This window comes from Pseudomonas sp. Z1-12, assembly GCF_051132015.1.
GTDB lineage: Bacteria > Pseudomonadota > Gammaproteobacteria > Pseudomonadales > Pseudomonadaceae > Aquipseudomonas > Aquipseudomonas zanjanensis.
Genome location: NZ_CP071647.1, coordinates 3,054,605 through 3,080,056, shown reverse-complemented (window position 1 = coordinate 3,080,056; position 25,452 = coordinate 3,054,605). Strand labels below are relative to the sequence as shown.

Genomic DNA, 25,452 nt, shown 5'->3' with positions numbered 1-25,452 from the left:
ATAAAACGACTGCGGCGAACCCACTCGGGGTGCGCCGCATCACATAAAACGGCCTGCAGCACGCTGTTTCCGGCGCCGCCCCGTAGAATGGCGCCACTTTCCAACGCCTGAAGTATCGACCATGAGCCTGAGCAAACGCGTTTTGAATGTTCCCACCAAGGCGCTATCCAGGCTTTGTCTATTGGTACCGTTGCTGGTCGTGCACAACGCCGGCGCTGAAACCTTGGAAATTGAACTGCACATTCTCGACGCTCCGCCCCTGACGTTCGTCAACGATCCCAGGGGCTACGGCATCGTGGGCGATGTCGCCGCGGCAGCCATGACCAAGGCTGGCTATACGGTAAAGATCCATGTGCTTCCCTGGGCCCGGGCACAAAAGCACGTCAGTGAAGAACATGACCACCTGATCGCACCTCTTTCGCGCATCCCCACCCGAGAGGATCGTTTCACCTGGATCGCCTCGATCATGCCCATGGAGCGAGCTTTTTTCAGCCTTGAACGACGGGTGAGCAGCTTCGCCCAGGCCAAGGAAACCTACCGCAAGATCGGCGTCGGCCTGGGCAGTGCACAGGAAGATATCCTGCGCACCGAAGGCTTCAGCGATGAACAGATCTACCCGCTGGCCATTGGCGACAATCCCGCCCAGATGCTGTTGATGGGGCGTATCGATGCCTGGTTCAACGGCGTGCCGGAGAGTCGATACATCTGGCCGAAGGTGTCCAAGCGCAAACTGCTCATGAGCAAGGTCGGCAGCAGCGCCGACCTTTACCTGGCCTGTTCGAAGCAATGCTCGCCAGAAATGGTCGAGCATTTGCGCGAAGCGGTTGAAGCGCTTCGCGCGGATGGGACCGTCAAGCGTGTCCATGACCTGTATCTGCCGCATTAGGCTTGGGTCAAGCTCACCCGGCGAACATCAATAAGCTTGATAACAAGAAAGCAAAGCCCGCCCTTGGGCAATCCACTCACTCAAGACTTGCCGAAGCCATTGTGGGAGCGAGCCTGCTCGCGAAAGCGGTGGGTCAGCTGGCGGTGATGTTGGCTGGGCAACCGTCATCGCGAGCAAGCTCGGCTCCCACAGGGGGCTCGGGTGTTTCCAGACCTGATGCCGGGCACTCAACCCCGTGGCGATGGAGCTTGCTCCCGCTGGGGCGCGAAGCGGCCCCAATAAGCTGCATGCGCTCTGCCTGACGCCACGCGGTGCCTGGTTTTGGGGCTGCTGCGCAGCCCAGCGGGAGCAAGCTCCCTCGCCACGGGCCCATCGGTTCCCAAAAAAAGCGGTGCATTGCCCGGACTAGAGGTCTCATTGATGGCTTATATCATTCTGAATGATAGTTACCTTTGCTTCATTCGATTCGTTCCGGTGTCTTGCGCCACGCATCATCCGCCCATTCTCAATACATTGGCGGATGCTATCCATGGAACATTCACTTTCAAAACTGCGTTTTCCCCTCGCGCTGCTGGCGGTGCTGGTGATGAGCGCCTGCGGCAAGACTCCCGACACGGCAGCGTCCATGCCGCCGGCCAAAGTCAGTGTGGCCAAGGTGTTGGAGCAACCTGTCAACGAATGGGATGAATTCACCGGTCGCCTCGAAGCGCCAGAAACCGTTGAGATCCGTCCGCGGGTTTCCGGGCAGATCGACGAAGTGGCCTTCACCGAAGGCGCGCTGGTCAAGAAGGGCGACCTGTTGTTCCAGATCGACCCTCGCCCCTTCCAGGCTGAAGTCCGTCGTCTCGAAGCGCAACTGGCCCAGGCCCGCGCCACCGCCACCCGCAGCGAGAATGAAGCCCAACGTGGCGAACGCCTGCGCTTGAGCAATGCCATTTCCGCCGAGCTGGCGGATTCGCGCACCAGCGCCGCCCAGGAAGCCCGCGCCGCTGCCGCAGCCATCCAGGCGCAATTGGACCTGGCGAAACTGAACCTGAGCTTCACCCGGGTTACCTCGCCCATCAGTGGTCGCGTCAGCCGGGCGGAAATCACCGCCGGCAACCTGGTAACCGCCGACGTCACGCCGCTGACCAGCGTCGTGTCCACCGACAAGGTCTACGCCTACTTCGACGCCGACGAGCGGGTCTTCCTCAAGTACACCCAACTCGCCCGCCAGGGCCAGCGCGGCCAGGCCACGCCGGTCTACATGGGCCTGTCCAACGAGGACGGCAACCCGCACCTGGGCCAGATGAACTTCGTCGACAACCAGGTCAACCCGCAGACCGGCACCATCCGTGGTCGCGCGGTGTTCGACAACAAGGATGGCGCCTACACCCCAGGCCTGTACGCCCGCTTGAAGCTGGTGGGCAGCGGCACCTACGCCGCCGTGCTGATCAACGACGAAGCGGTGGGCACCGACCTGGGCAAGAAATTCGTCTTGGTGATGGACGCCGAAAACAAGCCGGCCTACCGCGCCGTCGAGCTGGGGCCGAAGATCGAAGGCCTGCGCATCGTGCGCAGCGGCCTGAACAAGGACGACACCATCATCGTCAAGGGGCTGCAACGGGCTCGTCCGGGTGCACCGGTCACGCCTGAAACCGTGCCGATGGCCAGCGAAGAAACCATTGCCGCCCTGGCACAACAACGTAAAGCGCTCGAAGCCAGCAACCTGCCCCAAGTCGCGCCCTCCAAGGCGGCGTCAGGCTCGGCAGGCAAACTGGCCGCTGCGACCCCACGCGACTAAGGGACTGAATCCAAGATGAAATTTTCCCAGTTCTTCATTTCGCGGCCGATCTTCGCAGCAGTGCTTTCGCTGCTGATCCTGATCGCCGGCGCCATCTCGCTGTTCCAGCTACCGATCAGCGAATACCCGGAAGTCGTGCCGCCGACCGTGGTCGTACGCGCCAACTTCCCGGGCGCCAACCCCAAGGTCATCGGCGAAACCGTGGCCGCGCCCCTGGAGCAGGCCATCACCGGCGTCGAGAACATGTTGTACATGTCCTCGCAGTCCACCGCTGACGGCAAGATTACCCTGACCATCACCTTCGCCCTCGGCACCGACCTGGACAACGCCCAGGTGCAGGTGCAGAACCGCGTCACCCGGACCGAGCCCAAGCTGCCGGAAGAAGTGACCCGGATCGGCATCACGGTGGACAAGGCATCGCCCGACCTGACCATGGTCGTGCACTTGACCTCGCCGGACCAACGCTACGACATGCTCTACCTGTCCAACTATGCCCTGCTCAACATCAAGGATGAGCTGGCGCGCCTGGGCGGCGTGGGTGATGTGCAATTGTTCGGCATGGGCGACTATTCCCTGCGCGTCTGGCTGGATCCGAACAAGACCGCCTCGCGCAACCTGACCGCCACCGACGTGGTCACCGCGATCCGTGAGCAGAACCGTCAAGTGGCCGCCGGTGCCCTGGGTGCGCCGCCGGCGCCGAATGCCCAGGCTTTCCAGCTATCGATCAACACCCAGGGGCGCCTGGTCAATGAAGAAGAGTTCGAGAACATCATCATTCGTTCCGGCGCCAACGGTGAAATCACTCGCCTGAAGGACATCGCCCGGGTCGAACTGGGCTCCAGCCAGTACGCCTTGCGTTCGCTGCTGGACAACCAGCCGGCGGTGGCGATCCCGATCTTCCAGCGGCCGGGCTCCAACGCCATCCAGATCTCCAATGACGTTCGCGAGAAGATGGATGAACTGAAGAAAGGCTTCCCGGCCGGGATGGACTACAGCATCGTCTATGACCCGACGATCTTCGTCCGCGGCTCCATCGAAGCGGTGGTCCACACCCTGTTCGAAGCCCTGATCCTCGTGGTGCTGGTGGTGATCCTGTTCCTGCAGACCTGGCGCGCCTCGATCATTCCGTTGGTGGCGGTGCCGGTTTCGCTGATCGGTACGTTCGCGGTGATGCACCTGTTCGGCTTCTCGTTGAATGCCCTGTCACTGTTCGGCCTGGTACTGGCGATCGGTATCGTGGTGGACGACGCCATCGTGGTGGTGGAAAACGTCGAGCGAAACATCGAACTGGGCCTCACCCCCGTGGAGGCGACGAAGCGCGCCATGGGCGAAGTGACCGGCCCGATCATCGCCACCGCCCTGGTGCTGTGCGCGGTCTTCGTTCCGGCAGCGTTCATCAGTGGCTTGACCGGTCAGTTCTATAAGCAGTTCGCCCTGACCATCGCCATCTCCACGGTGATCTCGGCAATCAACTCACTGACCCTGTCACCCGCCCTGGCTGCCGTATTGCTCAAAGGCCATGACGCGCCCAAGGACCGTTTCTCCAAGTTCCTCGACAAGCTCTTCGGCGGCTGGTTGTTCCGTCCATTCAACCGCTTCTTCGAGCGCGCCAGCCATGGCTACGTGGGCACCGTCGCGCGGGTCATCCGCAGCAGCGGCATCGCCCTGGTGCTCTATGCGGGCCTGATGGTGCTGACGTTCTTCGGTTTTTCCACTACCCCGACCGGCTTCGTGCCCGGCCAGGACAAGCAATACCTGGTGGCCTTCGCCCAACTGCCGGACGCCGCGAGCCTGGATCGCACCGAAGATGTGATCAAGCGCATGTCCGACCTGGCGCTCAAGCAACCGGGCGTTCAAAGCGCCGTGGCCTTCCCGGGCCTGTCGATCAACGGTTTCACCAACAGCCCGAACGCCGGCATCGTGTTCGTGACCCTCAAGCCCTTCGACGAGCGCAAGGACCCGAGCATGTCGGCCGGCGCCATCGCCGGTGCCTTGAACGGCAAGTACTCGGAGATCCAGGAAGCCTACATGGCGATCTTCCCGCCGCCGCCAGTACAGGGCCTGGGCACGATCGGTGGTTTCCGCCTGCAGATCGAAGACCGGGGCAACCTGGGCTACGACGAGCTGTACAAAGAAACCATGAACATCATCACCAAGAGCCGCAGCGTGCCGGAACTGGCCGGGTTGTTCACCAGCTACACCGTGAACGTACCCCAGGTCGATGCTGCCATCGACCGTGAAAAAGCCAAGACCCACGGCGTGGCCGTCAGCGACATCTTCGACACCCTGCAGATTTACCTGGGTTCGCTGTATGCCAACGACTTCAACCGCTTCGGCCGTACTTACCAGGTCAACGTCCAGGCCGAGCAGCAGTTCCGTCTCGAGTCGGACCAGATCGGCCAGCTCAAGGTGCGCAACAACCGTGGCGAGATGATCCCGCTGGCGACCTTCATCAAGGTCAGCGACACCTCGGGCCCAGACCGCGTGATGCACTACAACGGCTTCATCACCGCTGAAATCAACGGTGCTGCCGCCCCGGGCTACAGCTCCGGCCAGGCCGAGAAAGCCATCGAGAAACTGCTCAAGGACGAACTGCCCAACGGCATGACGTACGAGTGGACCGACCTGACGTACCAACAGATCCTCTCGGGCAATACCGCGCTGTTCGTGTTCCCGCTCTGCGTACTGCTGGCGTTCCTGGTGCTCGCGGCACAGTACGAAAGCTGGAGCCTGCCATTGGCGGTGATCCTGATCGTACCGATGACCCTGCTGTCGGCGATTACCGGGGTGATCCTCTCCGGTGGCGACAACAACATCTTTACCCAGATCGGTTTGATCGTACTGGTGGGGCTTGCCTGCAAGAACGCGATTCTGATCGTCGAGTTCGCCAAGGATAAACAGCTCGAAGGCATGAGCCCGCTGGCAGCGGTCCTCGAAGCGTGCCGCCTGCGTCTGCGGCCGATCCTGATGACCTCCTTCGCCTTCATCATGGGCGTGGTGCCCCTGGTGTTCTCCAGCGGCGCCGGTGCGGAAATGCGCCATGCCATGGGTGTGGCGGTGTTCTCCGGGATGCTCGGCGTGACCTTCTTCGGCCTGCTGCTCACCCCCGTCTTCTATGTACTGATCCGCAACTTCGTCGAACGCAGCGAGGCCCGCAAGGCGGCCCGGGCTTTGAAACTGGAGGCGCAACAATGAGTTTGAAAGCGTTCGTGCCGAGCTTGCTGGTCCTGGCATTAAGTGCCTGTGCCGTAGGCCCGGACTACAAGGCACCGCAAACGGAGGCGGCGAATATCACCACCGCCACCGACGGCGCCGCCGGCCAGAAGAACTTCGACCGCGCCCGTTTCGAAGGCGTCTGGTGGCAGCAGTTCGACGACCCGACCCTCAACGCGTTGGTGACCCGTTCCCTGGACGGCAACCGCGAGTTGCGCGTGGCCTTCGCCCGTTTGCGGGCCGCACGGGCGATTCGCGATGACGCCAGCAATGACGCCATGCCGACCATTACCAGCCGTGCCAGCAGCGAACTGGGCAAAGGCCAGAACCCGATGGGGCAGACTGACGAGCGAGTCAACTCCGAGCGTTACGACCTGGGCCTGGACATGGCCTGGGAACTGGATTTGTTCGGGCGCATCCAGCGCAACCTGGAAGCCACCGATGCCGATCAACAGGCGATCGAAGCCGATCTCTATCAGTTGCAGGTGACGATGATCGCCGAGCTGGTGGATGCCTACGGTCAACTGCGCGGCGCGCAACTGCGGGAAAAGATCGCCCTGGCGAACCTGAAGAACCAGCAGGATTCGCGCAAGATCACCGAAAGCCTGCGTGATGCCGGCGTCGGCGATCAGCTCGACGTGGTCCGTGCCGATGCGCGCCTGGCCTCGGTGGAAGCCAGCGTGCCACAGCTGCAGGCCGAGCAGGCGCGCCAACGCAATCGTATCGCCACGCTGTTGGGCGAACGCCCGGACAAACTCAGCGTGGACCTGAGCCCGAAACAGTTGCCGGCCATCGCCAAGGCCCTGCCCATCGGCGACCCGGGTGAACTGCTGCAACGGCGCCCGGACATCCTCAGTGCCGAACGCCAACTGGCCGCCGCCACGGCGCGCATCGGCGTGGCCAAGGCCGACCTGTTCCCACGGGTCAGCTTGAGCGGTTTCCTCGGTTTCACCGCCGGACGCGGTTCGCAGATCGGTTCCTCTGCCGCCAACGCCTGGGCGCTGGGCCCGAGCATTACTTGGGCCGCTTTCGACCTGGGCAGCGTGCGGGCGCGCTTGCGCGGTGCCGACGCCGAGGCGGACGGTGCCCTGGCGAACTACGAACAGCAAGTGCTGCTGGCCCTGGAAGAGTCGGAAAATGCCTTCAGTGACTATGGCAAGCGTCAGCAACGGCTGATCTCGCTGATCCGCCAGAGCGAATCGAGCCGCGCCGCCGCCGACCTGGCAGAGATTCGCTACCGCGAAGGCACCGTGGATTTCCTCGTGCTGCTCGACGCCCAACGTGAACGCCTGGCGGCCGAAGACACCCAGGCCCAGGCCGAAGTGGACCTGTACCGCGGCATCGTCGCGATCTACAAGGCCCTGGGTGGCGGCTGGCAACCGGAAACCGTCGCCAGCAACTGACCCGCCCGGCTCAACCGAGCTCCTTTGGTTGGCCGCAACCAGCCAAATTTTTGCCCCGCTTCTCATTTGGACGCGGGGCTTTTTTTTATTTATCGCCCAGGGTCCACTGTGGCAAGGCCCTTTGTGGGAGCGAGCTTGCTCGCGATAGCAGTGTGTCAGTCAATCTCTACCTCACTGATCCGACGCCATCGCGAGCAAGCTCGCTCCCACAGGTTCATCACTGCTGTCACAAGGTTTGACTCAGGCCGCCACCTGACCGAAGCTTGCGGCATTTCACGCTTCTGGTAATGGATTCCCTGCATGCCCTCGCCTCGCCGCCGCTATCTGCTCCTCAGCCTCTGTGTCCTGTTGTTGATCGGTCTTGTCGCGGTGTGGCTACGCAGCACCACGCCGCAGATCCCCGAGGCGATCAAGCGTGGCTACAGCGAAGCCTTGGAAAGCGCCCGCAACGGACAGCCGGGGGCGGCGCGGATGCTTTACCAGCAACTGGGACGTCCGGATCTCTCGCCCAAGCGCCGCGTGTGGCTACACGCCGAACTGCCCAACTACCCCAGCCCCCAAGCCCTGAAACTGGCGGACGCCGACCTGCACAGCGAGTCGCCGGAGGTGCGCCGGGCCGCCATTGGCAGCGTCGTCGGGCTGGTCCCGACAGGCCAGCGCAGCCTGTTGCTCGGTCCGCTTCTGGACGATGACGACCCGAACGTCCGGTTCGCCGCCGTGAACGCGCTGCTGGGCCTGTCGCCAGATGACCTCGGCTTGTATTTCGGCGCGATGCAGATCGCCATCGACACTTGGGAGCAGGTGCTCGAAGACGGCCCGAAAACCGCTGACTCCCACTACCAACTCGCCCGGCTGCACCTGCACAACGCCGAATTGAAGAAAGCCCAATTGGCCCTTGAGCAGGCCTTGCGCCTGCAACCGGACAACCTGCCAGCGCTGGTCATGCAGATCGAAGTGCTGGACAAACAGGGCCAGGGCGAAGCCGCACGACAATTACTCGCCCGACAGTTGCAAACCCAGCCAGCGTCGGCTTATCTGCAACATGCGCTGGGCATGTGGCTGCTGCAACATGGCCAGAGCGAGTATGCCGTGCTCGGCCTGGCAAAAGCCGTGGAACTGGAACCCGAGAACCGCCATTACCGCTATGACCTGGCAACCACCCTGCATGCCGAACAGGAAGTGGAAGCCGCGCAGAAACAGCTGCAGGAAATCGTCCAGCGCTACCCCGCCGACCGCAAGGCCCGGGTGTTGCTGATCAACTATTGGAAGGAGACCGGCCAGTTGCAGAACGTTCAGATCCTGTTGGCGCAACTGGAACAGCTGAACCCCGATGACCCGGCCCTGCAACAGGGTCTCTAGGCCTAATGCCTAGCGGTTAAGTGAAACCTTGGGCAAACACACAATCCGTGGCGAGGGAGCTTGCTCCCGCTGGGCTGCGCAGCAGCCCCAAAACAGGGCCGCTTCGCGACCCAGCGGGAGCAAGCTCCCTCGCCACAGGATGACTGCTCGGCTTGATTTCGCTTAGCTGACTGGCATGGGTCTGTAGGCCCTCGTAGCATGCCGAAAGTTGTGCAGTAACTCGCGTTTTGTCGATGTAAGCGGAACCGCCATCACCGCCAAAGGTCAAGTGTTCAGGCAGTCGATTTCAGGCGTTACCCCGCCTGCTGCCTACTTCCCTAGTCATGAGAGGGCTATTTTTGTCTACATCTAACGAGTTGATCAGTGCAAAAGCCGCCACCGGCATCGAAGGACTGGACGATATCCTCTCCGGTGGTTTGTCCCGCGGCCATGTGTTCCTGCTCGAAGGGGAACCGGGGACCGGTAAGACCACGGTCGCGCTGCATTTTCTGTTGGCCGGCGCCAAGGCTGGCGAGCGCTCGTTGTACATCACGCTCTCGGAAACCGAGCGTGAACTGCGTCAAGGCGCGGCCTCCCACGGCTGGACCCTGGATGAGAACATTCATATTTTCGAGCTGACCCCGCCCGAAAGCCTGCTCAATGCCGAGCACCAGCAGAGCTTGCTGTACTCCTCGGACCTGGAGCTGGGCGAAGCGACCCGGCAGATTTTCGAAGTGGTCGAAAGGGTCAAGCCGACCCGGGTCGTACTCGACAGCCTGTCGGAGATCCGCCTGCTGGCGCAAAGCTCCCTGCGCTACCGCCGCCAGATCCTCGCGATCAAGCATTACTTCGTGCGCTACGACGCCACAGTCCTGTTGCTCGACGACCTGACCACCGAATCCCTGGACAAGACCGTGCACAGCGTCGCCCACGGCGTGGTGCGCCTGGAAGAACTGACCCCCAACTATGGCGCCGAACGGCGGCGGGTCCGGGTGGTCAAGTATCGCGGGCAGAAATACCGCGGCGGTTTCCATGACTTCACCATCATGGGCGACGGCGTGCACGTGTTCCCGCGCCTGGTGGCCGCCGAACACCGCGGCCAGTACCTGCGCCAACAACTCTCCAGCGGCATCGGCGAAATGGACCTGCTGCTGGGTGGCGGTATCGAGACCGGCTCCAGCACGTTGATCCTGGGGCCAGCGGGAACTGGCAAGTCGCTGATCGCGCTGATTTTCGCCGCAGCCGCCGTGCATCGTGGCGAGAAGGCCGCGCTGTTCATCTTCGACGAAGAGTTGGGCTTGCTGTTCGCGCGCATGAAAAACATCGGCATCGACCTGCAAGCGCTGCAGGAGACCGGCAACCTGCTGATCGAACAGGTGGACGCCGCCGAGCTGTCCCCCGGCGAGTTCTCCCACCGCGTACGTCGCTGCGTCGATGAAGGCGACATCAAGACCGTGGTCATCGACAGCATCAACGGCTACCAGGCAGCCATGCCGGAAGAGAACGCCCTGGTGCTGCACATGCATGAGCTGTTGCTGTATCTCAACCGCAAGGGCGCGGCGACCTTCATGACTGTCGCCCAGCACGGCCTGGTCGGCGACATGCAGGCCCCGGTGGACATTACTTACCTGGCCGACACGGTGATTCTGTTGCGTTATTTCGAAGCACTGGGCAAGGTTCGCCGGGCCATTTCCATTATCAAGAAACGCACCGGCAGCCACGAGTCGACCATCCGCGAATACCGCATCAGCGGCTCGGGCATGACCATTGGCGAACCACTGGAAGCATTCCAGGGTGTCTTGCGCGGGGTCCCCACCTACATGGGCGAGAGCAACCCGCTGCTCAAGGATGAACACCGGTGACGCTGGCCGAGCCCCTGTCCGAGCGGGCGCTGATTCTCGCGCCGCTGGGACGGGACAGCCAGATTGCCCTGATGATCCTCAATGAAGCCGGCTTTGCCGGCCTCATCTGTCGCCACCTGGGTCATTTATGCGAAGAGCTGGAAAGCGGTGCCGGCCTGCTGGTGATCTCGTCGGAGGCCTTGGTCGGGCCTGACCTGGAAACGCTGTTCCTGCAAATCGAGCAGCAGCCCGCCTGGTCCGACCTGCCCATTGTCTTGCTGACCCATCACGGTGGGCCGGAACAGAACCCGGCGGCGCGGATCGGCATGCAGTTGGGCAACGTGACGTTCCTCGAGCGTCCTTTCCACCCCGTTACGCTGATCAGCCTGGTCACCACCGCCCTGCGCGGGCGTCGAAGGCAGTACGAAGCCCGCGATCGCCTGATCGACCTCAGCAACAGCGAACTGCGCCTGCAAACCACCCTCGAAACCCTCGAACAGCAGGTGGAAGAGCGTACCGCCCAGTTGCGCCACAACGAAGAAGCCCTGCGTCAGTCGCAGAAGATGGAAGCGGTCGGCCAGCTCACCGGCGGCATCGCCCACGACTTCAACAACATGCTCACCGGGATCATCGGCAGTCTCGAACTGTTGCGCCGTCGCCTGGCCCGGGGCCGTACCGAGGACCTGGACAGCCTGATCGACCTGGGCGTGACCTCGGCCAACCGCGCCGCCGGCCTGACCCATCGCCTGCTGGCGTTCTCCCGGCGGCAATCGCTGGACTCCAAGGCGGTCCAGATGAATACCCTGGTGCTCTCCATGGGCGAATTGTTGCAGCGCAGCCTCAACGAAAGCATTCGCCTGGACATGCAACTGGACGAACAACTCTGGGTCGCCGAAGCCGATCCCAATCAACTGGAAAGCGCCCTGCTCAACCTGGTGCTCAACGCCAGGGATGCCATGCCCAACGGCGGCAACCTGGTGGTGCAGACTCGCAATCGGCACTTGGATGCCGACTTCACCGAGGCCTACCCCAACCTCGCGCCCGGCGACTATGTGGTGCTGAGTGTGCAGGACACCGGTTGCGGCATGCCCGAAGCGGTGATCAGTCGCGCTTTCGACCCGTTCTTCACCACCAAGCCGATCGGCCAGGGCACCGGGCTGGGCCTGTCGATGATCTATGGCTTCAGCAAACAATCCCGTGGCCACGTGACCATCGACAGCGAAGTCGACAAAGGCACCACCGTGAACCTCTACCTGCCACGCTTCGTCGGTGAAGAAATCCACGAGCCCCAGGTTGCCACCCAGCACGCGCCGTATGCGCAGGATGGCGAGACCGTGCTGATCGTCGAGGACGATCCGGCGGTGCGGGTGTTGGTGAGCGCAGTATTAAGCGAGTTGGGCTATGCCTTTGTGGAAGCGGCCGATGCCAACGGTGCGTTGCCGATCCTCCAGTCAAACCAGCGCATCGACCTGCTGATCAGCGACGTTGGCCTGCCCGGCATGAATGGTCGGCAACTGGCGGAGATCGGCCGGCAGGTCCGCCCGGACCTGCGGGTGCTGTTCATCACCGGCTACGCCGAGCATGCGGCGGTGCGCGGCGGCTTCCTTGACCCGGGGATGCAGATGATCACCAAGCCGTTCACGTTTGATTTGTTGACGGCGAAGGTGCGGGAGATGATCCAGGTTTGAGGTGATGAGCGCTTTTGAGCTTGGGCATTGCACACAGTGTGGCGAGGGAGCTTGCTCCCGCTGGGCTGCGAAGCAGCCCCAATTAAAGTCGACTCAATGAACCTGACACATTGAGGTGTCGGGTTTTGGGGCGCTGCGCACCCCAGCGGGAGCAAGCTCCCTCGCCACAGGGGGCTCGCCTGATCTGCCGGGATGTCTCCTGCCTACGACAACATCGACTGCATGATGCGTTGCAGCTCATCCAAGTCGAACGGCTTGTCCAGGATCGGTGCCTTGCGGGTAATCGGGCTATCGGTGTCGCGCACTTCCTGCGCGTAGCCACTGATGAAAATCACCTTCAGCTCGGGGCGCAACTTGACCGCGGGCTCGGCGATCTGCACTCCGGAGATACCGCCCGGCAGGCGGAAGTCGGTAATCATCATGTCCAGATGAGGCTTGCTCGCCAGGATCTCGAACGCCTGCTCACCGTTTTCGGCCTGCAGCACCCGGTACCCCTCGTTCGACAGGTGGGCCGACAGCACCATCAGGATCGACGGGTCATCCTCGACGACCAATACAACATCTTGCGCATCTTCACTCATGAGAAGCCTTTGTTCGATCAATAGCTGCTGATACGACCTTGGGGTCTCTCAGAGGTTGCGTCTGTTCGGCGGTTTTGTCCAAGACAGTTTTCTGCAAGGGCAGGCAAACACGAAACAACGCCCCTTCATTGAGCCGACTGTCCACCGTGATCGTCCCGCCATGGGCCGTGACGATCTGCTCGGAAATGAACAACCCCAGCCCGAGCCCCGAGGCGGCGGCCTTGGACGATACGCGCTCGAACTGCTGGAAGATACGTTTCTGGTTCTCCTCGCTGATGCCGATGCCGTGGTCCTGGACCTCGATGCAGGCGTGATCGGAGGTCTTGTAGACGCGCACTTCGATCGGCCCCTTGCCGCCGTAGCGCAGCGCATTGGTCAACAGGTTCGAGACCACCTGCTCGATGCGAAACTCGTCCCAAAGCCCCTCCACCGCCGGCTCGGCCATGCACGTCAACGAACACTCGGCCACGGCGATCTGCGGCTGGAAGTTGCGCAGCAGGTTTTCCACCAATGCCGTCAGGTTGAAGCGGGTCGGCCGGATCGACAGCTTGCCGGTACGAATCCGCGACACATCCAGCATGTCCTCGATCAGCCGGATCAGGCTCTTGATCTGGCGCTCGTCGCGCTCGACCATCGCGCGCACCTTGTCCAGGCTGAAGGCGGCGGCATTGTCCCGGGCCAGGTGCATCTTGCGCAGTTGGGTCTCGAGGATGAGGCCATTGAGGGGCGTGCGCACCTCGTGGGCGACGATGGACATGAAGTCGTCTCGCATGCGCACCGCCTGTTCCAGCTCGCCGCGGGTGGCCTCGAGCTGCTGCAACAGGATCTCCTGCTCGCGACGACTCTGTTCCAGGGCCACGACTTGTTCCTTCATGGCCTTTCGTTGGCGATACAGCTCGACGAACACATTGACCTTGCTCTTGACGGCCTGGGTGTCCAGCGGCTTGTGCAGGAAGTCCACCGCGCCATTTTCATAACCGGTGAAGGCATAGTTGCGCTCACGCCCGGCGGCGCTGACGAAAATGATCGGGATGCTGCGGGTCTTTTCCGTGCCGCGCATCAGCTCGGCCAGCCCGAAACCGTTCATCTCCGGCATCTGCACATCGATGATGGCCAGGGCGAAGTCGTGTTGCAGCAGCAGGGACAGCGCTTCGTCCGCCGACAGGGCCTTGAAGACCTCTCGGTCGTCTCCCCTGATCAACGCTTCCAGGGCCAACAGATTCTCAGGCAGATCGTCGACGATCAGCAGTTTGGCTTGAATATCTCTTGGCATGTGGTTCATTCCAGCCCGGCCAGCAATTGGCCGATGCCTTGCAAAGTAAGGATATGGTCGGGCTCGTGCAGGGCCAGCGCCGCTTCGGGCATGGTCGAGACCTGGGCTTCCACGGGATCCTGGACCACCGTGATCCCGCCCAGGGCCTTGACCCTTGCCAGGCCCCGGGCGCCATCGTCGTTGGCGCCGGTCAGCACCACGGCCAGCAACGTCTCGCCGTAGACATCGGCGGCCGATTCGAACAGCACGTCGATGGACGGTCGCGAATGGTGTACGGGGGCCTCCAGGCTCAGCGACAGGCTACGGTCGGCCTCGACCGACAAGTGATAACCGGGCGTGGCGACGTACAAGGTGCCCGGGGCGATGTCCTGCTTGTCCCGGGCTTCTTCTACCGGCACCGCCAGACGATGGCCGAACACAGAGGCCAACTGGCTGTCACGCTCATCCGGCAAATGCAACACCACCAGGACGGGCACGGCAAAACCCTTGCGCAGGTGTCCGAACACCCTGAGCAATGCTTCGACACCGCCGGCCGATGCGCCGACGACAATGGCCTCGATGGCCGGCCTGGATCTGTCCTTCGTCTGGTTCATAACTTGCGATAGATCCGTTCCTGTTTGACCAACGGCTCGAATCGATGGCCGTAAGCCGAAAAATCCAATGTCTCCTTACTGCCCAACACCAGGAAACCACGGTAACAGAGGGACTCATGGAACAGTCCAAACGCACGATCTTGCAATTTTTTATTGAAATATATCAATACATTGCGGCATGAAATTAATTGAGTTTCTGAGAAAACGCTGTCAGTCGCCAGGCTGTGATCGGCAAAGGTCACGTTCTCGCACAGGGTTTTGTCGAACATCGCATAATCGTAGGCGGCGGTGTAGTAATCGGCAAATGACCGCCGTCCACCGGCGTTCTGGTAGTTCTGGGTATAGGTGCGCACGCTGTCCAGGGAGAAAATCCCCTGCTTGGCTTTTTCCAGCGAGCGCGGGTTGATGTCGGTGGCGTAGATGAACGTGCGGTCCAGCAGGCCTTCTTCGCGCAGCAGGATCGCCATGGAGTAGACCTCCTCCCCCGTGCTGCAACCGGCGATCCAGATCTTGATCGAAGGGTAGGTCCTGAGCAGCGGCACGATTTCCTCGCGGATCGCCAGGAAATGCGAGGGGTCGCGAAACATCTCGCTGACAGGGATCGTCAGCAGTTGCAACAACTGCATGAACGCGCCCGGATCATGCAATACGCGCTCCTGCAAGGCTGAAATGGTCTTGCATTCGAACTGGCTCAGCGCATGGTGGACCCGGCGCTTGATGGAAGCGCCGGAATAATCGCGAAAATCGTAGCTGTACTTGAGGTAGATCGCTTCGATCAACAAACGAAGTTCAATGTCAGTGTCACGGTCCACTAAATTCTTTCCATATTCGGCAACCACACGCGAATCAGCGAGAACAGACGATCCAGATCGATCGGCTTGGCCAGGTAGTCGTTGGAACCCGCCGCCAGGCAGCGCTCCTGATCATCCTTCATGGCCTTGGCCGTCACGGCGATGATGGGAAGCTTGCGCCAGCGCGGGTCCTTGCGGATCAGCGCGGTGGCTTCGAAACCATCCATTTCCGGCATCATGACATCCATCAGCACCAGGTCGATGTCGTCGTACTCATTCAGGCGATCGATCGCCTCCAAACCATTGCGGCCGATGACCACGATCGCCCCTTTCGCCTCCAGCGCGCTGGTCAGGGCAAAGATGTTGCGCACATCGTCATCCACCAGCAGCACCTTGCGGCCTTCGAACACCTTGTCGCGGCTGCGGGCGGTCTTGAGCATCCGCTGCCGTTCATGGGACAACCGGGATTCGACTTTGTGCAGAAAGAGTGTCACTTCGTCCAGCAAGCGCTCTGGCGAACGGGCGCCCTTGATGATGATCGAGCGGGAATACTTGCGCAGTTCGGCTTCTTCGTCCCGGGTCAGGTTGCGCCCGGTGTAGACGATCACCGGCGGGAACGAACAGATGTCTTCGCTGGACATGCGCTTGAGCAGGTCGTTGCCGAGCATGTCCGGCAACTTGAGGTCGATGATCATGCAGTCGTAGACATTGGTCCGCAGCAGGTCCAGAGCTTGCTGAGCCAGGCCAACGGCGGTGATCTCGATGTCATCGTCGCCGATCAGGCGAGTGATGCTGTCGCGTTGCAGGTCATCGTCCTCCACCAGCAGCACCCGCTTGACCTTCTGGGTCAGCTTGGCTTCCAGGCGGGCGAACACGTCCTTGAGTTCTTCGCGGGTGGTCGGCTTGACGGCATAACCGATGGCGCCCATGTGCATAGCGGCTTCGACCCGGTCTTCGACGGAAATCACGTGCACCGGGATATGCCGGGTCTGGGCCTGCTCCTTGAGCCGCTGCAGCACCGTCAGCCCGGAATGGTCCGGCAGGCGCATGTCCAGCAAGATCGCGTCGGGGGCCAGTTGCAACGCCAGGTCGAAGCCTTCGTCGGCACCGTGGGCCACCAGGCACTGGTAACCGAGTTCATGGGCCAGGTCGAACAGGATCCGGGCAAACTTGGGCTCGTCCTCGATCACCAGGATGCAGCGGGTTTCGAACGGTGCCTTGTCGCGGTCGTCGGCGAATCGGGCAATCGGCGTGTCCACCTCGGCGATCAGCGGCGCGGGTGCGGCCTTGGGTGCGACGGGCGCTGGCGCGGTGGCCGTCGGGGTGAAGGTCATCGGTTCCACCGGCGTGTCCCCGGGCTCGACGTAACGTTCCGGCAATACCAGGGTAAAGACGCTGCCCTGCCCCGGCTCGCTGGAAACCGAGATCGAGCCGCCCAGCAGCGTGGCCAGGTCCCGGGAAATCGATAATCCCAGGCCCGTACCGCCGTAGCGACGGTTGGTGGTGCCATCGGCCTGGCGGAACGCTTCGAAGATGCTTTGCTGCTGGTCGGCGGCGATCCCGATTCCAGAGTCGCGCACCATGAATGCAATGCCCGAGCCCGGCTGACCGGCCACGGACAGGCTGACAGCGCCTTGCTCGGTGAACTTCACAGCGTTGGACAGCAGGTTCTTGATCACCTGTTCCAAGCGCTGGCGGTCGGTGTAGAGCATCGCCGGCGCATCAGGCTGCACGTGCACCTCGAAACTCAGGCCCTTGTCAGCTGCCAACGGCTCGAACATATCCCCCAACCCGTCCACCAGACGCTGCACGCTGGTGTTTTCCGGGCGCACTTCCAGTTTTCCGGCCTCGACTTTGGAGATGTCGAGAATGTCGTTGATCAGGTTCAGCAGGTCGTTGCCGGCGGAGTAGATCGACTCGGCAAACTTGACCTGCTCCTCGCTGAGGTTTTGTTGCGGATTCTCCGCCAGCAACTTGGACAGGATCAGCGAGCTGTTGAGCGGCGTGCGCAGCTCGTGGGACATGTTGGCCAGGAATTCGGATTTGTACTTGCTCGAACGCTGCAGCTCTTCGGCGCGCTCCTGCAATTGGATCTGGGCCAGGTTCAGCTCGCTGTTCTTCTGGTCCATGGCGTCGCGTTGCTCGGACAATTGCTCATTGGTCTGCTCCAGCTCCTGTTGCTGGGCTTCCAGGTGGGCCTGGGATTCCTTGAGGATGCGCGACTGTTCTTCCAGCTCTTCGTTGGCGGTCTTGAGTTCTTCCTGCTGGACTTGCAGTTCCTCGTTCAACTGCTGGGTTTCGGCTAGCACTTCCTGCAAGCGTTGACGATAACGGGCGGCCTCGATGGAGGTGCCGATATTGCCAGCAATCAGTTCCAGCAGCTCGACGTCTCGCTCGGTCAAGGGCCGCAGGAACCCCAGTTCGACGACACCGTTGATCCGGTCATCGTCACTTGTAGGCACCACCAACACGCTGTTGGGCAGGCCCTGTCCCAAGCCGGAGCTGACTTTCAGGTAGTCGTCCGGCACGTCGTCCAGGCGGATGAGGCGCCCCTGTTGCACGGCCTGGCCCGCGATGCCTTCACCGGCGACGATCACCTGTTGCTGTTCTTCATCCTCCCGGGACAAGCCGTAGGCGGCGACGCGCCGGAGGACACCGTTTTCTTCCCGCACATAAAGTGCCGCGACAGCGACGTCCAGGTATTTCGCGCAGAACTGCAGGATGTTGCGACCCAGCAGGTTCAGCGACAGTTGTCCCAGGACTTGCTCGGCCAGTTGCGTCTGGCCATTACGCAGCCAGGCTTGCTTCTCCAGGTGCAAAGCGCTGCGTTGCTGGACTTTCAGGCTGGCGCTGTAGCTCTCGGACAGGTTCAACAGGTCCCGGCGACCGACGTAGGCCAGCAGTCCGCTGACCGCCGCGACAAACAACAGGTAAAGGGCAATGCTCCAGACGGTCGTGGTGCGCACATCCAGGTTACGCGCCGCACGCAACTGCTGCTCGGTCTCGACGACCTCTTCGAAGGACTGACGAATTTCGTCAGTCAGACGCTTACCGCGCCCGGCCTTCACCGCGCCCCGGTAATCGCCGCTGCTGCGCTGCAGGTCGATCATGCCCTGGGCGTAATTGGACCACTCCGTCTGGAGTGCCTGGATCTTGTGCAGGCGATCGACCTGGACGGGGTTGTCGGCTGTCAATTCCAGCAAAGTGTCCAGCGCCACGGCGATCCGTGGCTTGGCCACTTCGTAGGGGTCGAGGAAATGCTCGTCCCCACTCAACAGGTAGCCGCGCATGCCGGTTTCCAGGTCCACGCTCAGCTTGAGCGCTTCGTTGGCGTTATTGATCACCCTGTCGGTGTGGCCGACCCATTGGATCACCGACAGCAGGTACGTGATAAGGATGATGAAAAACACCGCGCTGAGCGCGCCCATGCCCAGCGGCAGGCTGATGTTGCGGCTCAGGAGTTTGCGAAAACTTTGTTCGTCAACCGAAGACGAAGGAGTCATGGAAAAGGGCCTTGGTGGACAGTTGAAAACCGTGGAGTTTGCCCGAAAAACCGCGCGTGGATCCACATTTTCTGACGAGTCAAAGGCGCAGATCCCGCGACGGCCTGCCTTGTAGCAAGGAAGCGACTATCCTTGTCAGCTCTTGTACTATAGATCCTTTCTTGTACAACCTAGGGAACTTGTGCTGCCTTGGCACTTACTCATGAATGAGGCCGTTTCTTTTCATACTCCCTCCCGTTTCCATCTTTCGAGAATGTATCTATGTCCACCGCCAATGCCGCCACCCAGCCCACCATCCTGGTAGTTGAAGACGACGATATCGTGCGGATGTTGATCGTCGACGTGCTGGAGGAGCTGGAATATCAGGTGCTGGAGGCGGACGGTTGTGAGCAGGCGCTGACGTTTTTGAACGATGACCAACAGGACATCGCTCTGATGATGACCGACGTCGGCCTGCCGGTAATGGACGGCCGGGAACTGGCCAAGCAGGCTCGACTCGTTCGGCCGCAACTGCCGGTGCTGTTCGCCAGCGGTTATGCCGAAAGCATCGATGTACCTGAAGGGATGTCGGTGATTGGCAAGCCCTTCTCCATTGATCAGTTGCGGGACAAGGTCAAACGCATTCTTTCTTGAGCCGGAACGCATTCTTGGTCACTATCGGCGCCCCGCGCGCCGATGGCGCATGTACCAAGGAACTCTCCGCTCATGCACCACCCCACCGCCACCAAGGTCCTGGTTATCGGCTATGTCTGGCCCGAGCCTCGCTCATCGGCTGCCAGTGGGCACGTCATGCAGATCCTCGACACCTTCCTTGGCGAAGGCTGGGACATCACCTTCAGCAGCCCGGCCGGCCCCGGCGAGCAGCGTGCCGACCTGGTCGCGCTGGGCATCCGTGAAGTACCCATCGAACTCAATAACAGCAGCTTCGACGCGTTCATTCATACGCTTGCGCCCGACATCGTGCTGTTCGACCAGTTCATGATGGAAGAACAGTTCGGCTGGCGGGTCGAGAAGCACTGCCCCGGTGCCCTGCGGGTGCTGGAGACCTCCGATCTGCAAAGCCTGCGCCACGCCCGGCATCAGCGCCTGAAGGAGCGCCTGAAGCGCGATGACGCGAGCGAAAATTTCAGCGACCTCTTCGCCCCGGCCCTGGACGAGGAATTCCAACGAATGGCCGATACCGACCTGGCCAAGCGGGAAATCGCCGCCCTGTACCGCTGCGACCTCAACCTGATGGTGTCCGAGGTTGAGATCGAACTGTTGGTGGAACACTTCAAGCTGCCCCGCAACCTGCTGCACTGGTGCCCGTTGATGCTGGAACTGCCCAGCGACCCGCCGGTGCCATTCGCGGACCGGGCGCATTTCCTGAGCATTGGCAACTTTCGCCACGCGCCGAACTGGGACGCCGTGCTCTGGATGAAAAACGCCATCTGGCCGCTGATCCGCCAACAACTGCCCGGCGCGCAACTGCACCTGTACGGCGCCTATACCCCGCCGAAGGCCGCCGCGCTGCACAACCCGGCCCAAGGTTTTCACATCATGAACTGGGCCGAAGACGCCTTGCAGGTCATGTCGGCCGCACGCATCTGCCTGGCACCATTACGTTTCGGCGCGGGTATCAAAGGCAAGCTGATCGACGCCATGCTCTGCGGCACGCCCAACGTCACCACGCCAGTGGGGGCCGAAGCCATGCACGGCGAGCTACCCTGGCCCGGGGCGATTGCCCAGAGTGCCGAAGCCATCGCCCGCGAAGCCGTGCAGTTGTACAGCGACCCGGAGCGCTGGGCTCAGGCTCGGGACGCGGGCCTGTCGCTGCTGGCGAGCCGCTACCGGCGACAGGTGCATGGGCCGGCGCTGATCGACAGCCTCAACGCTTGCCGGGCGGACCTGGCGCAACGACGCCGGGACAATTTCACCGGCAGCATGCTGCGTCACCACCAGCATAAAAGCACCCAATACATGTCCCAGTGGATCGAAGAAAAAAACCGCAACGGTTAGACACCAGGGTGGCACCTGCCTGGCGAAGGGGGCATTATTCAGCGGCGATAATAATAAAAGCGCCAGGCCCATGACCCGAACAGCCAGAGTCACCGACCCTTCCTACGAGTTGATGGACGACCATAACGGGCTGTCCATCATCTACCGCCAGCACGGTTTCCCCTGTCCGCTGGTGCGTTGGCATTTCCACAAGGAATACGAGCTGCACCTGATCGTCGCCAGTTCCGGCAAGGTGTTCATTGGCGACTACATCGGCAACTTCTACCCCCAGTCGTTGTTTCTCACCGGCCCCAACCTGCCCCACAACTGGATCAGCCAGGTGGCCGAGGACGAAGTGGTGCCCAAGCGCGACATGCTGGTGAACTTCACCGACGAGTTGTTCGAAAGCGGCCATCAGGTATTCGCCGAGCTCAAGACGGTCGCACCGTTGCTCGAACGCGCCCAATACGGCATCGAGTTCCGTTGCAAGCGCACCATCCGCCAGGCCATGACCCTGATGCAGCGCATCGCCGACTCCCAGGGCATGAGCCGCCTGGGGCACTTTTTCATCCTGATGGAGCTGCTGGCCGCCACGGATGACTACCAACTGCTATCCGGCACGAACGCCCCGCAAACGGCGGACGAGCACAGCATCGACCGCACCAACCGTGCGGTGGACTACATCTTTGCCCATTACGCCCGGGAACTGCCCCTGGAAGAAGTCGCCGAGCACCTGGGCATGAAACCCACCTATTTCAGCCGGGTGTTCAAACAGGCCACTGGCCGCTGCTTCATCGAATTCGTCAATCGCCTGCGCATCAGCAAATCCTGCGAGCTGCTGGCCGACGGCGACAAACCGGTGACGGACGTGTGCTTTGAATCGGGCTTCAACAACATCTCCAACTTCAACCGGCGCTTCCAGCAGCTCAAGGGCATGACCCCGTCCCACTACCGGCGGCTGGCGGTGCAGCGGTTGACCGAGCAGAATCAGGGCTGACCTTTTTGCCCTGACACGCCGCCTCTGTGGCGAGGGAGCTTGCTCCCGCTGGGCTGCGCAGCAGCCCCAAAAGACAGGGCCGCTGCGCGCCCCAGCGGGAGCAAGCTCCCTCGCCACAAGAGCTCCTTGCTCGCCTCACTCCCTCTTCAGTGCAAAAAAGTATCAGTCAAAGTGCGACGGATGATTTGTCACGCCGTCCATAGAAGGCTGTAATCAGCGCACATTCTTCCCTTCATCCGGAAGACACAAAAACAATAACTGTCCTTCTGCAGCCTTCGGGCGCGGAAAAGGAGTGCGCGATGAAACCTTCGGTAAAAGTTCTGCTTGTCTCCACCTGCATGACCCTCAGCAGCGTCAGCTTCGGCGCAGAGACCCTCACCATTGCCACCGTCAACAACAGCGACATGATCCGCATGCAAAAGCTCTCGAAAACGTTCGAGGCCGAGCATCCGGACATCAAGCTCAATTGGGTGGTGCTTGAAGAAAACGTGCTGCGCCAACGCCTGACTACCGACATCGCCACCCAAGGCGGACAGTTCGACGTGCTGACCATTGGCATGTACGAAGCCGCACTCTGGGGTGCCAAGGGTTGGCTGGAGCCGATGAAAGACCTGCCGGCCTCCTACGACCTCGATGACGTCTTCCCGTCCGTGCGCGATGGCTTGTCGGTCAAGGGCTCGCTGTACGCCCTGCCGTTCTACGCCGAAAGCTCGATCACCTATTACCGCACGGACCTGTTCAAGGACGCCGGGCTGACCATGCCCGAACACCCGACCTGGACCCAGATCGGTGAGTTCGCGCAAAAGCTCACCGACAAATCCAAGGAGCAATATGGCCTGTGCCTGCGGGGCAAGGCCGGGTGGGGCGAGAACATGGCGCTGGTCACGACCCTGGCCAACGGCTTTGGCGCGCGCTGGTTCGATGAGAAGTGGCAGCCGCAGTTCAACGGGCCGGAGTGGAAGGATGCCCTGAACTTCTACGTCGACAACATGAAGAAATCCGGCCCGCCGGGTGCTTCCAGTAACGGTTTCAACGAAAACCTGGCGCTGTTCAACAGCGGCAAGTGCGCCATTTGGGTGGATGCCAGCGTCGCCGGCTCGTTCGTGACCGACAAGACCCAGAGCAAGGTGGCCGATCACGTCGGTTTCACCTTCGCCCCCCACGAGAAAACCGACAAGGGCACCTCGTGGATGTACTCCTGGTCCCTGGCCATCCCGACCAGCTCCAAAGCCAAGGACGCGGCCAAGGTCTTTACCACTTGGGCAACGTCCAAGGAGTACAACCAATTGGTCGCCAAGACCGACGGCATTGCCAACGTACCACCGGGCACCCGCACTTCGACCTATAGCGACGAATACATGAAGGCCGCGCCGTTTGCCAAAGTGACGCTGGAATCGTTGAAAGTCGCCGACCCGAAAGCCCCTACCCTCAAGCCTGTGCCCTACATCGGCATTCAGTTGGTGACCATCCCCGAATTCCAGGCCATCGGCACCCAGGTGGGCAAGTTCTTCTCGGGCGCGCTGACCGGCCAGCAGACAGTGGACCAGGCGTTGACCGCCGCACAGTCCACCACCGAACGCGAGATGAAACGCGCTGGGTATCCCAAGTAAAGACCTGTAGACATCCATTTGTGGCGAGGGAGCTTGCTCCCGCTGGCGGGCGAAGCCCGCCCTGGCGATCAGAAGGATTGCCTATCGGCATGGGCCCGCTGCGCGGTCCAGCGGGAGCAAGCTCCCTCGCCACAGGGAATGTGTCGCATAAGAGTAAGCGCTCATGAATAGCTCAACTACAACCGCCAAAGCCCCCATCGAGATCGCTCCGCCGCCGGTGCGCAAGATCCGCCTGGCCAACCCCGGCTGGTTCCTGGTCAGCCCTTCGGTGGCCTTGTTGCTGCTGTGGATGATCGTGCCGCTGGGCATGACCGTCTACTTCTCGATGATCCGCTACAACCTGCTCTACCCCGGCGAAAACGAATTCGTCGGACTGGAGAACTTCACCTATTTCCTGACCGATTCGGGTTTCATGCCCGGCGCCACCAATACCCTGCTGCTGGTGGGCAGCGTGCTGTTGATCAGCATTGTCCTCGGGGTATTGATCAGCGCGCTGCTGGAGGCCAGTGAGTTTTTCGGTCGCGGCATCGTCCGTGTGCTGCTGATCTCGCCGTTCTTCATCATGCCCACGGTCGGTGCGCTGATCTGGAAAAACCTGATCTTCCACCCCGTGTCGGGCATCCTCGCCTCGGTGTGGAAGCTGTTCGGCGCCCAGCCGGTGGATTGGCTGGCCCATTACCCGCTGTTGTCGATCATTATCATCGTCAGCTGGCAATGGCTGCCCTTCGCGATCCTGATCCTGATGACGGCCATGCAGTCGCTGGACCAGGAACAGAAAGAAGCCGCCCGCCTGGACGGTGCCGGCCCCATCGCGATTTTCTGGCACCTGACCCTGCCGCACCTGGCCCGGCCGATTGCCGTGGTGCTGATGATCGAGACAATTTTCCTGTTGTCGGTGTTCGCCGAGATCTTCACCACCACCAACGGTGGCCCCGGCTACGCCTCCACCAACCTGGCGTACCTGATCTACAACCAGGCGCTGGTGCAGTTCGACGTCGGCATGGCGTCTGCCGGTGGCCTGATTGCCGTGGTCATTGCCAACATCGCCGCCATCATCCTGGTCCGGATGATCGGCAAAAACCTCACCGACAAGCATTGAGGCCGTCGCCATGACTCTTCAACAATCCCGTCGCCTGCAAAGCCTGTTGCTGGGCACGCTGGCCTGGGCCATCGCGATCCTGATCTTCTTTCCGATCTTCTGGATGGTGCTGACCAGCTTCAAGACCGAAATCGACGCGTTCGCCACGCCGCCGCAGTTCATCTTCGCGCCGACCCTGGAGAATTACCTGCACATCAACGAGCGCAGCAATTACTTCAGCTTCGCCTGGAACTCGGTGGTGATTTCCTTCAGCGCCACCGCCCTGTGCCTGCTGATCGCGGTGCCGGCGGCCTACTCCATGGCGTTCTATGAAACCCAGCGCACCAAAGGCACGTTGCTGTGGATGCTCTCCACCAAAATGCTGCCACCGGTGGGTGTGCTGATGCCGATCTACCTGCTGGCCAAGCAATTTGGCCTGCTGGACACGCGGATCGCGCTGATCATTATCTACACCTTGATCAACCTGCCTATCGTGGTCTGGATGATTTACACCTACTTCAAGGACATCCCTCGCGACATCCTCGAAGCGGCACGTCTGGATGGCGCCACGCTCTGGCAGGAAATGGTCCGCGTGCTGCTGCCGATCGCCAAGGGCGGCCTGGCGTCCACCGTGTTGCTGTCGCTGATCCTGTGCTGGAACGAGGCGTTCTGGTCGCTGAACCTCACCTCCTCCAAGGCCGCCCCGCTGACAGCGCTGATCGCCTCCTATTCCAGTCCGGAAGGTTTGTTCTGGGCCAAATTGTCGGCCGTCTCGACCCTGGCCTGCGCGCCGATCCTGATTTTCGGCTGGATCAGCCAAAAACGGCTGGTGCGTGGTTTGTCCTTCGGCGCGGTGAAGTAACGCGCCCTACACAATAATCAGAAGTGGAGGCCCAT

Annotated in this window: 17 protein-coding genes and 1 pseudogene; 13 read left to right on the top strand and 5 right to left on the bottom strand. The window is 61.5% G+C overall.

Translation table 11 applies throughout. From position 1 onward, the window contains the following. Positions 1 to 121: 121 nt before the first annotated feature. The 7 genes from J3P85_RS13045 to J3P85_RS13015 all read left to right on the top strand — a co-directional run bounded on the left by J3P85_RS13045 (position 122) and on the right by J3P85_RS13015 (position 12,152). Entirely contained in the window at positions 122 to 886 is a 765-nt protein-coding gene (locus J3P85_RS13045; RefSeq protein WP_434706109.1) for a substrate-binding periplasmic protein, read from the top strand. Between the two features lie 529 nt (positions 887 to 1,415). Continuing rightward, entirely contained in the window at positions 1,416 to 2,669 is a 1,254-nt protein-coding gene (gene mexE, locus J3P85_RS13040) for a multidrug efflux RND transporter periplasmic adaptor subunit MexE (protein ID WP_434706108.1), read from the top strand. 15 nt (positions 2,670 to 2,684) lie between these two features. Continuing rightward, on the top strand, positions 2,685 to 5,864 hold the full coding sequence (locus tag J3P85_RS13035; protein ID WP_411384758.1) for an efflux RND transporter permease subunit: 3,180 nt from the start codon (positions 2,685 to 2,687) through the stop codon (positions 5,862 to 5,864). Further along, positions 5,861 to 7,285 (top strand): efflux transporter outer membrane subunit, encoded by a 1,425-nt coding sequence (locus J3P85_RS13030; protein ID WP_434570052.1) that lies wholly within the window; start codon positions 5,861 to 5,863, stop codon positions 7,283 to 7,285. The genes J3P85_RS13035 and J3P85_RS13030 overlap by 4 nt, the downstream gene beginning before the upstream one ends. Positions 7,286 to 7,585: 300 nt before the next feature. Continuing rightward, the gene (locus tag J3P85_RS13025; protein WP_434706107.1) at positions 7,586 to 8,644 is read left to right on the top strand and encodes a tetratricopeptide repeat protein; all 1,059 of its coding nucleotides are present in this window, start codon (positions 7,586 to 7,588) and stop codon (positions 8,642 to 8,644) included. Between the two features lie 338 nt (positions 8,645 to 8,982). After that, entirely contained in the window at positions 8,983 to 10,485 is a 1,503-nt protein-coding gene (locus J3P85_RS13020; RefSeq protein ID WP_434706106.1) for an ATPase domain-containing protein, read from the top strand. Further along, positions 10,482 to 12,152, top strand: coding sequence for a response regulator (locus J3P85_RS13015; RefSeq protein ID WP_434706105.1), 1,671 nt, complete (start codon positions 10,482 to 10,484; stop codon positions 12,150 to 12,152). Before J3P85_RS13020 ends, J3P85_RS13015 begins: the two co-directional genes overlap by 4 nt. A 203-nt stretch (positions 12,153 to 12,355) precedes the next feature. Here J3P85_RS13015 and J3P85_RS13010 read toward each other — a convergent pair whose 3' ends face one another. Genes J3P85_RS13010 through J3P85_RS12990 form a run of 5 tightly spaced genes read right to left on the bottom strand, consistent with a single transcriptional unit; the run spans position 12,356 to position 18,893 of the window. Continuing rightward, on the bottom strand, positions 12,356 to 12,733 hold the full coding sequence (locus J3P85_RS13010) for a response regulator (protein WP_053119494.1): 378 nt from the start codon (positions 12,731 to 12,733) through the stop codon (positions 12,356 to 12,358). Further along, entirely contained in the window at positions 12,726 to 14,006 is a 1,281-nt protein-coding gene (locus J3P85_RS13005; protein WP_434706104.1) for a hybrid sensor histidine kinase/response regulator, read from the bottom strand. The genes J3P85_RS13010 and J3P85_RS13005 overlap by 8 nt, the downstream gene beginning before the upstream one ends. A gap of 5 nt (positions 14,007 to 14,011) precedes the next feature. Continuing rightward, positions 14,012 to 14,599: a chemotaxis protein CheB gene (locus tag J3P85_RS13000; RefSeq protein ID WP_434706103.1), complete on the bottom strand. Its 588-nt coding sequence runs from the start codon at positions 14,597 to 14,599 to the stop codon at positions 14,012 to 14,014. Further along, entirely contained in the window at positions 14,596 to 15,411 is an 816-nt protein-coding gene (locus J3P85_RS12995) for a CheR family methyltransferase (protein WP_434706102.1), read from the bottom strand. Before J3P85_RS12995 ends, J3P85_RS13000 begins: the two co-directional genes overlap by 4 nt. Next, positions 15,411 to 18,893, bottom strand: coding sequence for a response regulator (locus tag J3P85_RS12990; RefSeq protein ID WP_434706101.1), 3,483 nt, complete (start codon positions 18,891 to 18,893; stop codon positions 15,411 to 15,413). The genes J3P85_RS12995 and J3P85_RS12990 overlap by 1 nt, the downstream gene beginning before the upstream one ends. 261 nt (positions 18,894 to 19,154) lie before the next feature. On the opposite strand from J3P85_RS12990, the gene J3P85_RS12985 reads away from it, so the two are divergent. The 6 genes and pseudogenes from J3P85_RS12985 to J3P85_RS12960 all read left to right on the top strand — a co-directional run bounded on the left by J3P85_RS12985 (position 19,155) and on the right by J3P85_RS12960 (position 25,417). Then, positions 19,155 to 19,526: a response regulator gene (locus tag J3P85_RS12985; protein WP_434706100.1), complete on the top strand. Its 372-nt coding sequence runs from the start codon at positions 19,155 to 19,157 to the stop codon at positions 19,524 to 19,526. 72 nt (positions 19,527 to 19,598) lie between these two features. Continuing rightward, the gene (locus tag J3P85_RS12980) at positions 19,599 to 20,891 is read left to right on the top strand and encodes a glycosyltransferase (RefSeq protein WP_434706099.1); all 1,293 of its coding nucleotides are present in this window, start codon (positions 19,599 to 19,601) and stop codon (positions 20,889 to 20,891) included. Positions 20,892 to 20,961: 70 nt separating this feature from the next. Next, a complete protein-coding gene (locus J3P85_RS12975; protein WP_186709372.1) occupies positions 20,962 to 21,867 on the top strand; it encodes an AraC family transcriptional regulator in 906 nt (301 codons plus the stop codon). 299 nt (positions 21,868 to 22,166) lie between these two features. Beyond that, a complete protein-coding gene (locus J3P85_RS12970; RefSeq protein ID WP_186709373.1) occupies positions 22,167 to 23,477 on the top strand; it encodes an ABC transporter substrate-binding protein in 1,311 nt (436 codons plus the stop codon). A gap of 167 nt (positions 23,478 to 23,644) precedes the next feature. Further along, positions 23,645 to 24,576, top strand: a pseudogene (locus J3P85_RS12965) (carbohydrate ABC transporter permease). A gap of 10 nt (positions 24,577 to 24,586) precedes the next feature. After that, positions 24,587 to 25,417 (top strand): carbohydrate ABC transporter permease, encoded by an 831-nt coding sequence (locus J3P85_RS12960; protein WP_434706098.1) that lies wholly within the window; start codon positions 24,587 to 24,589, stop codon positions 25,415 to 25,417. The last annotated feature ends 35 nt before the right edge of the window (positions 25,418 to 25,452 follow it).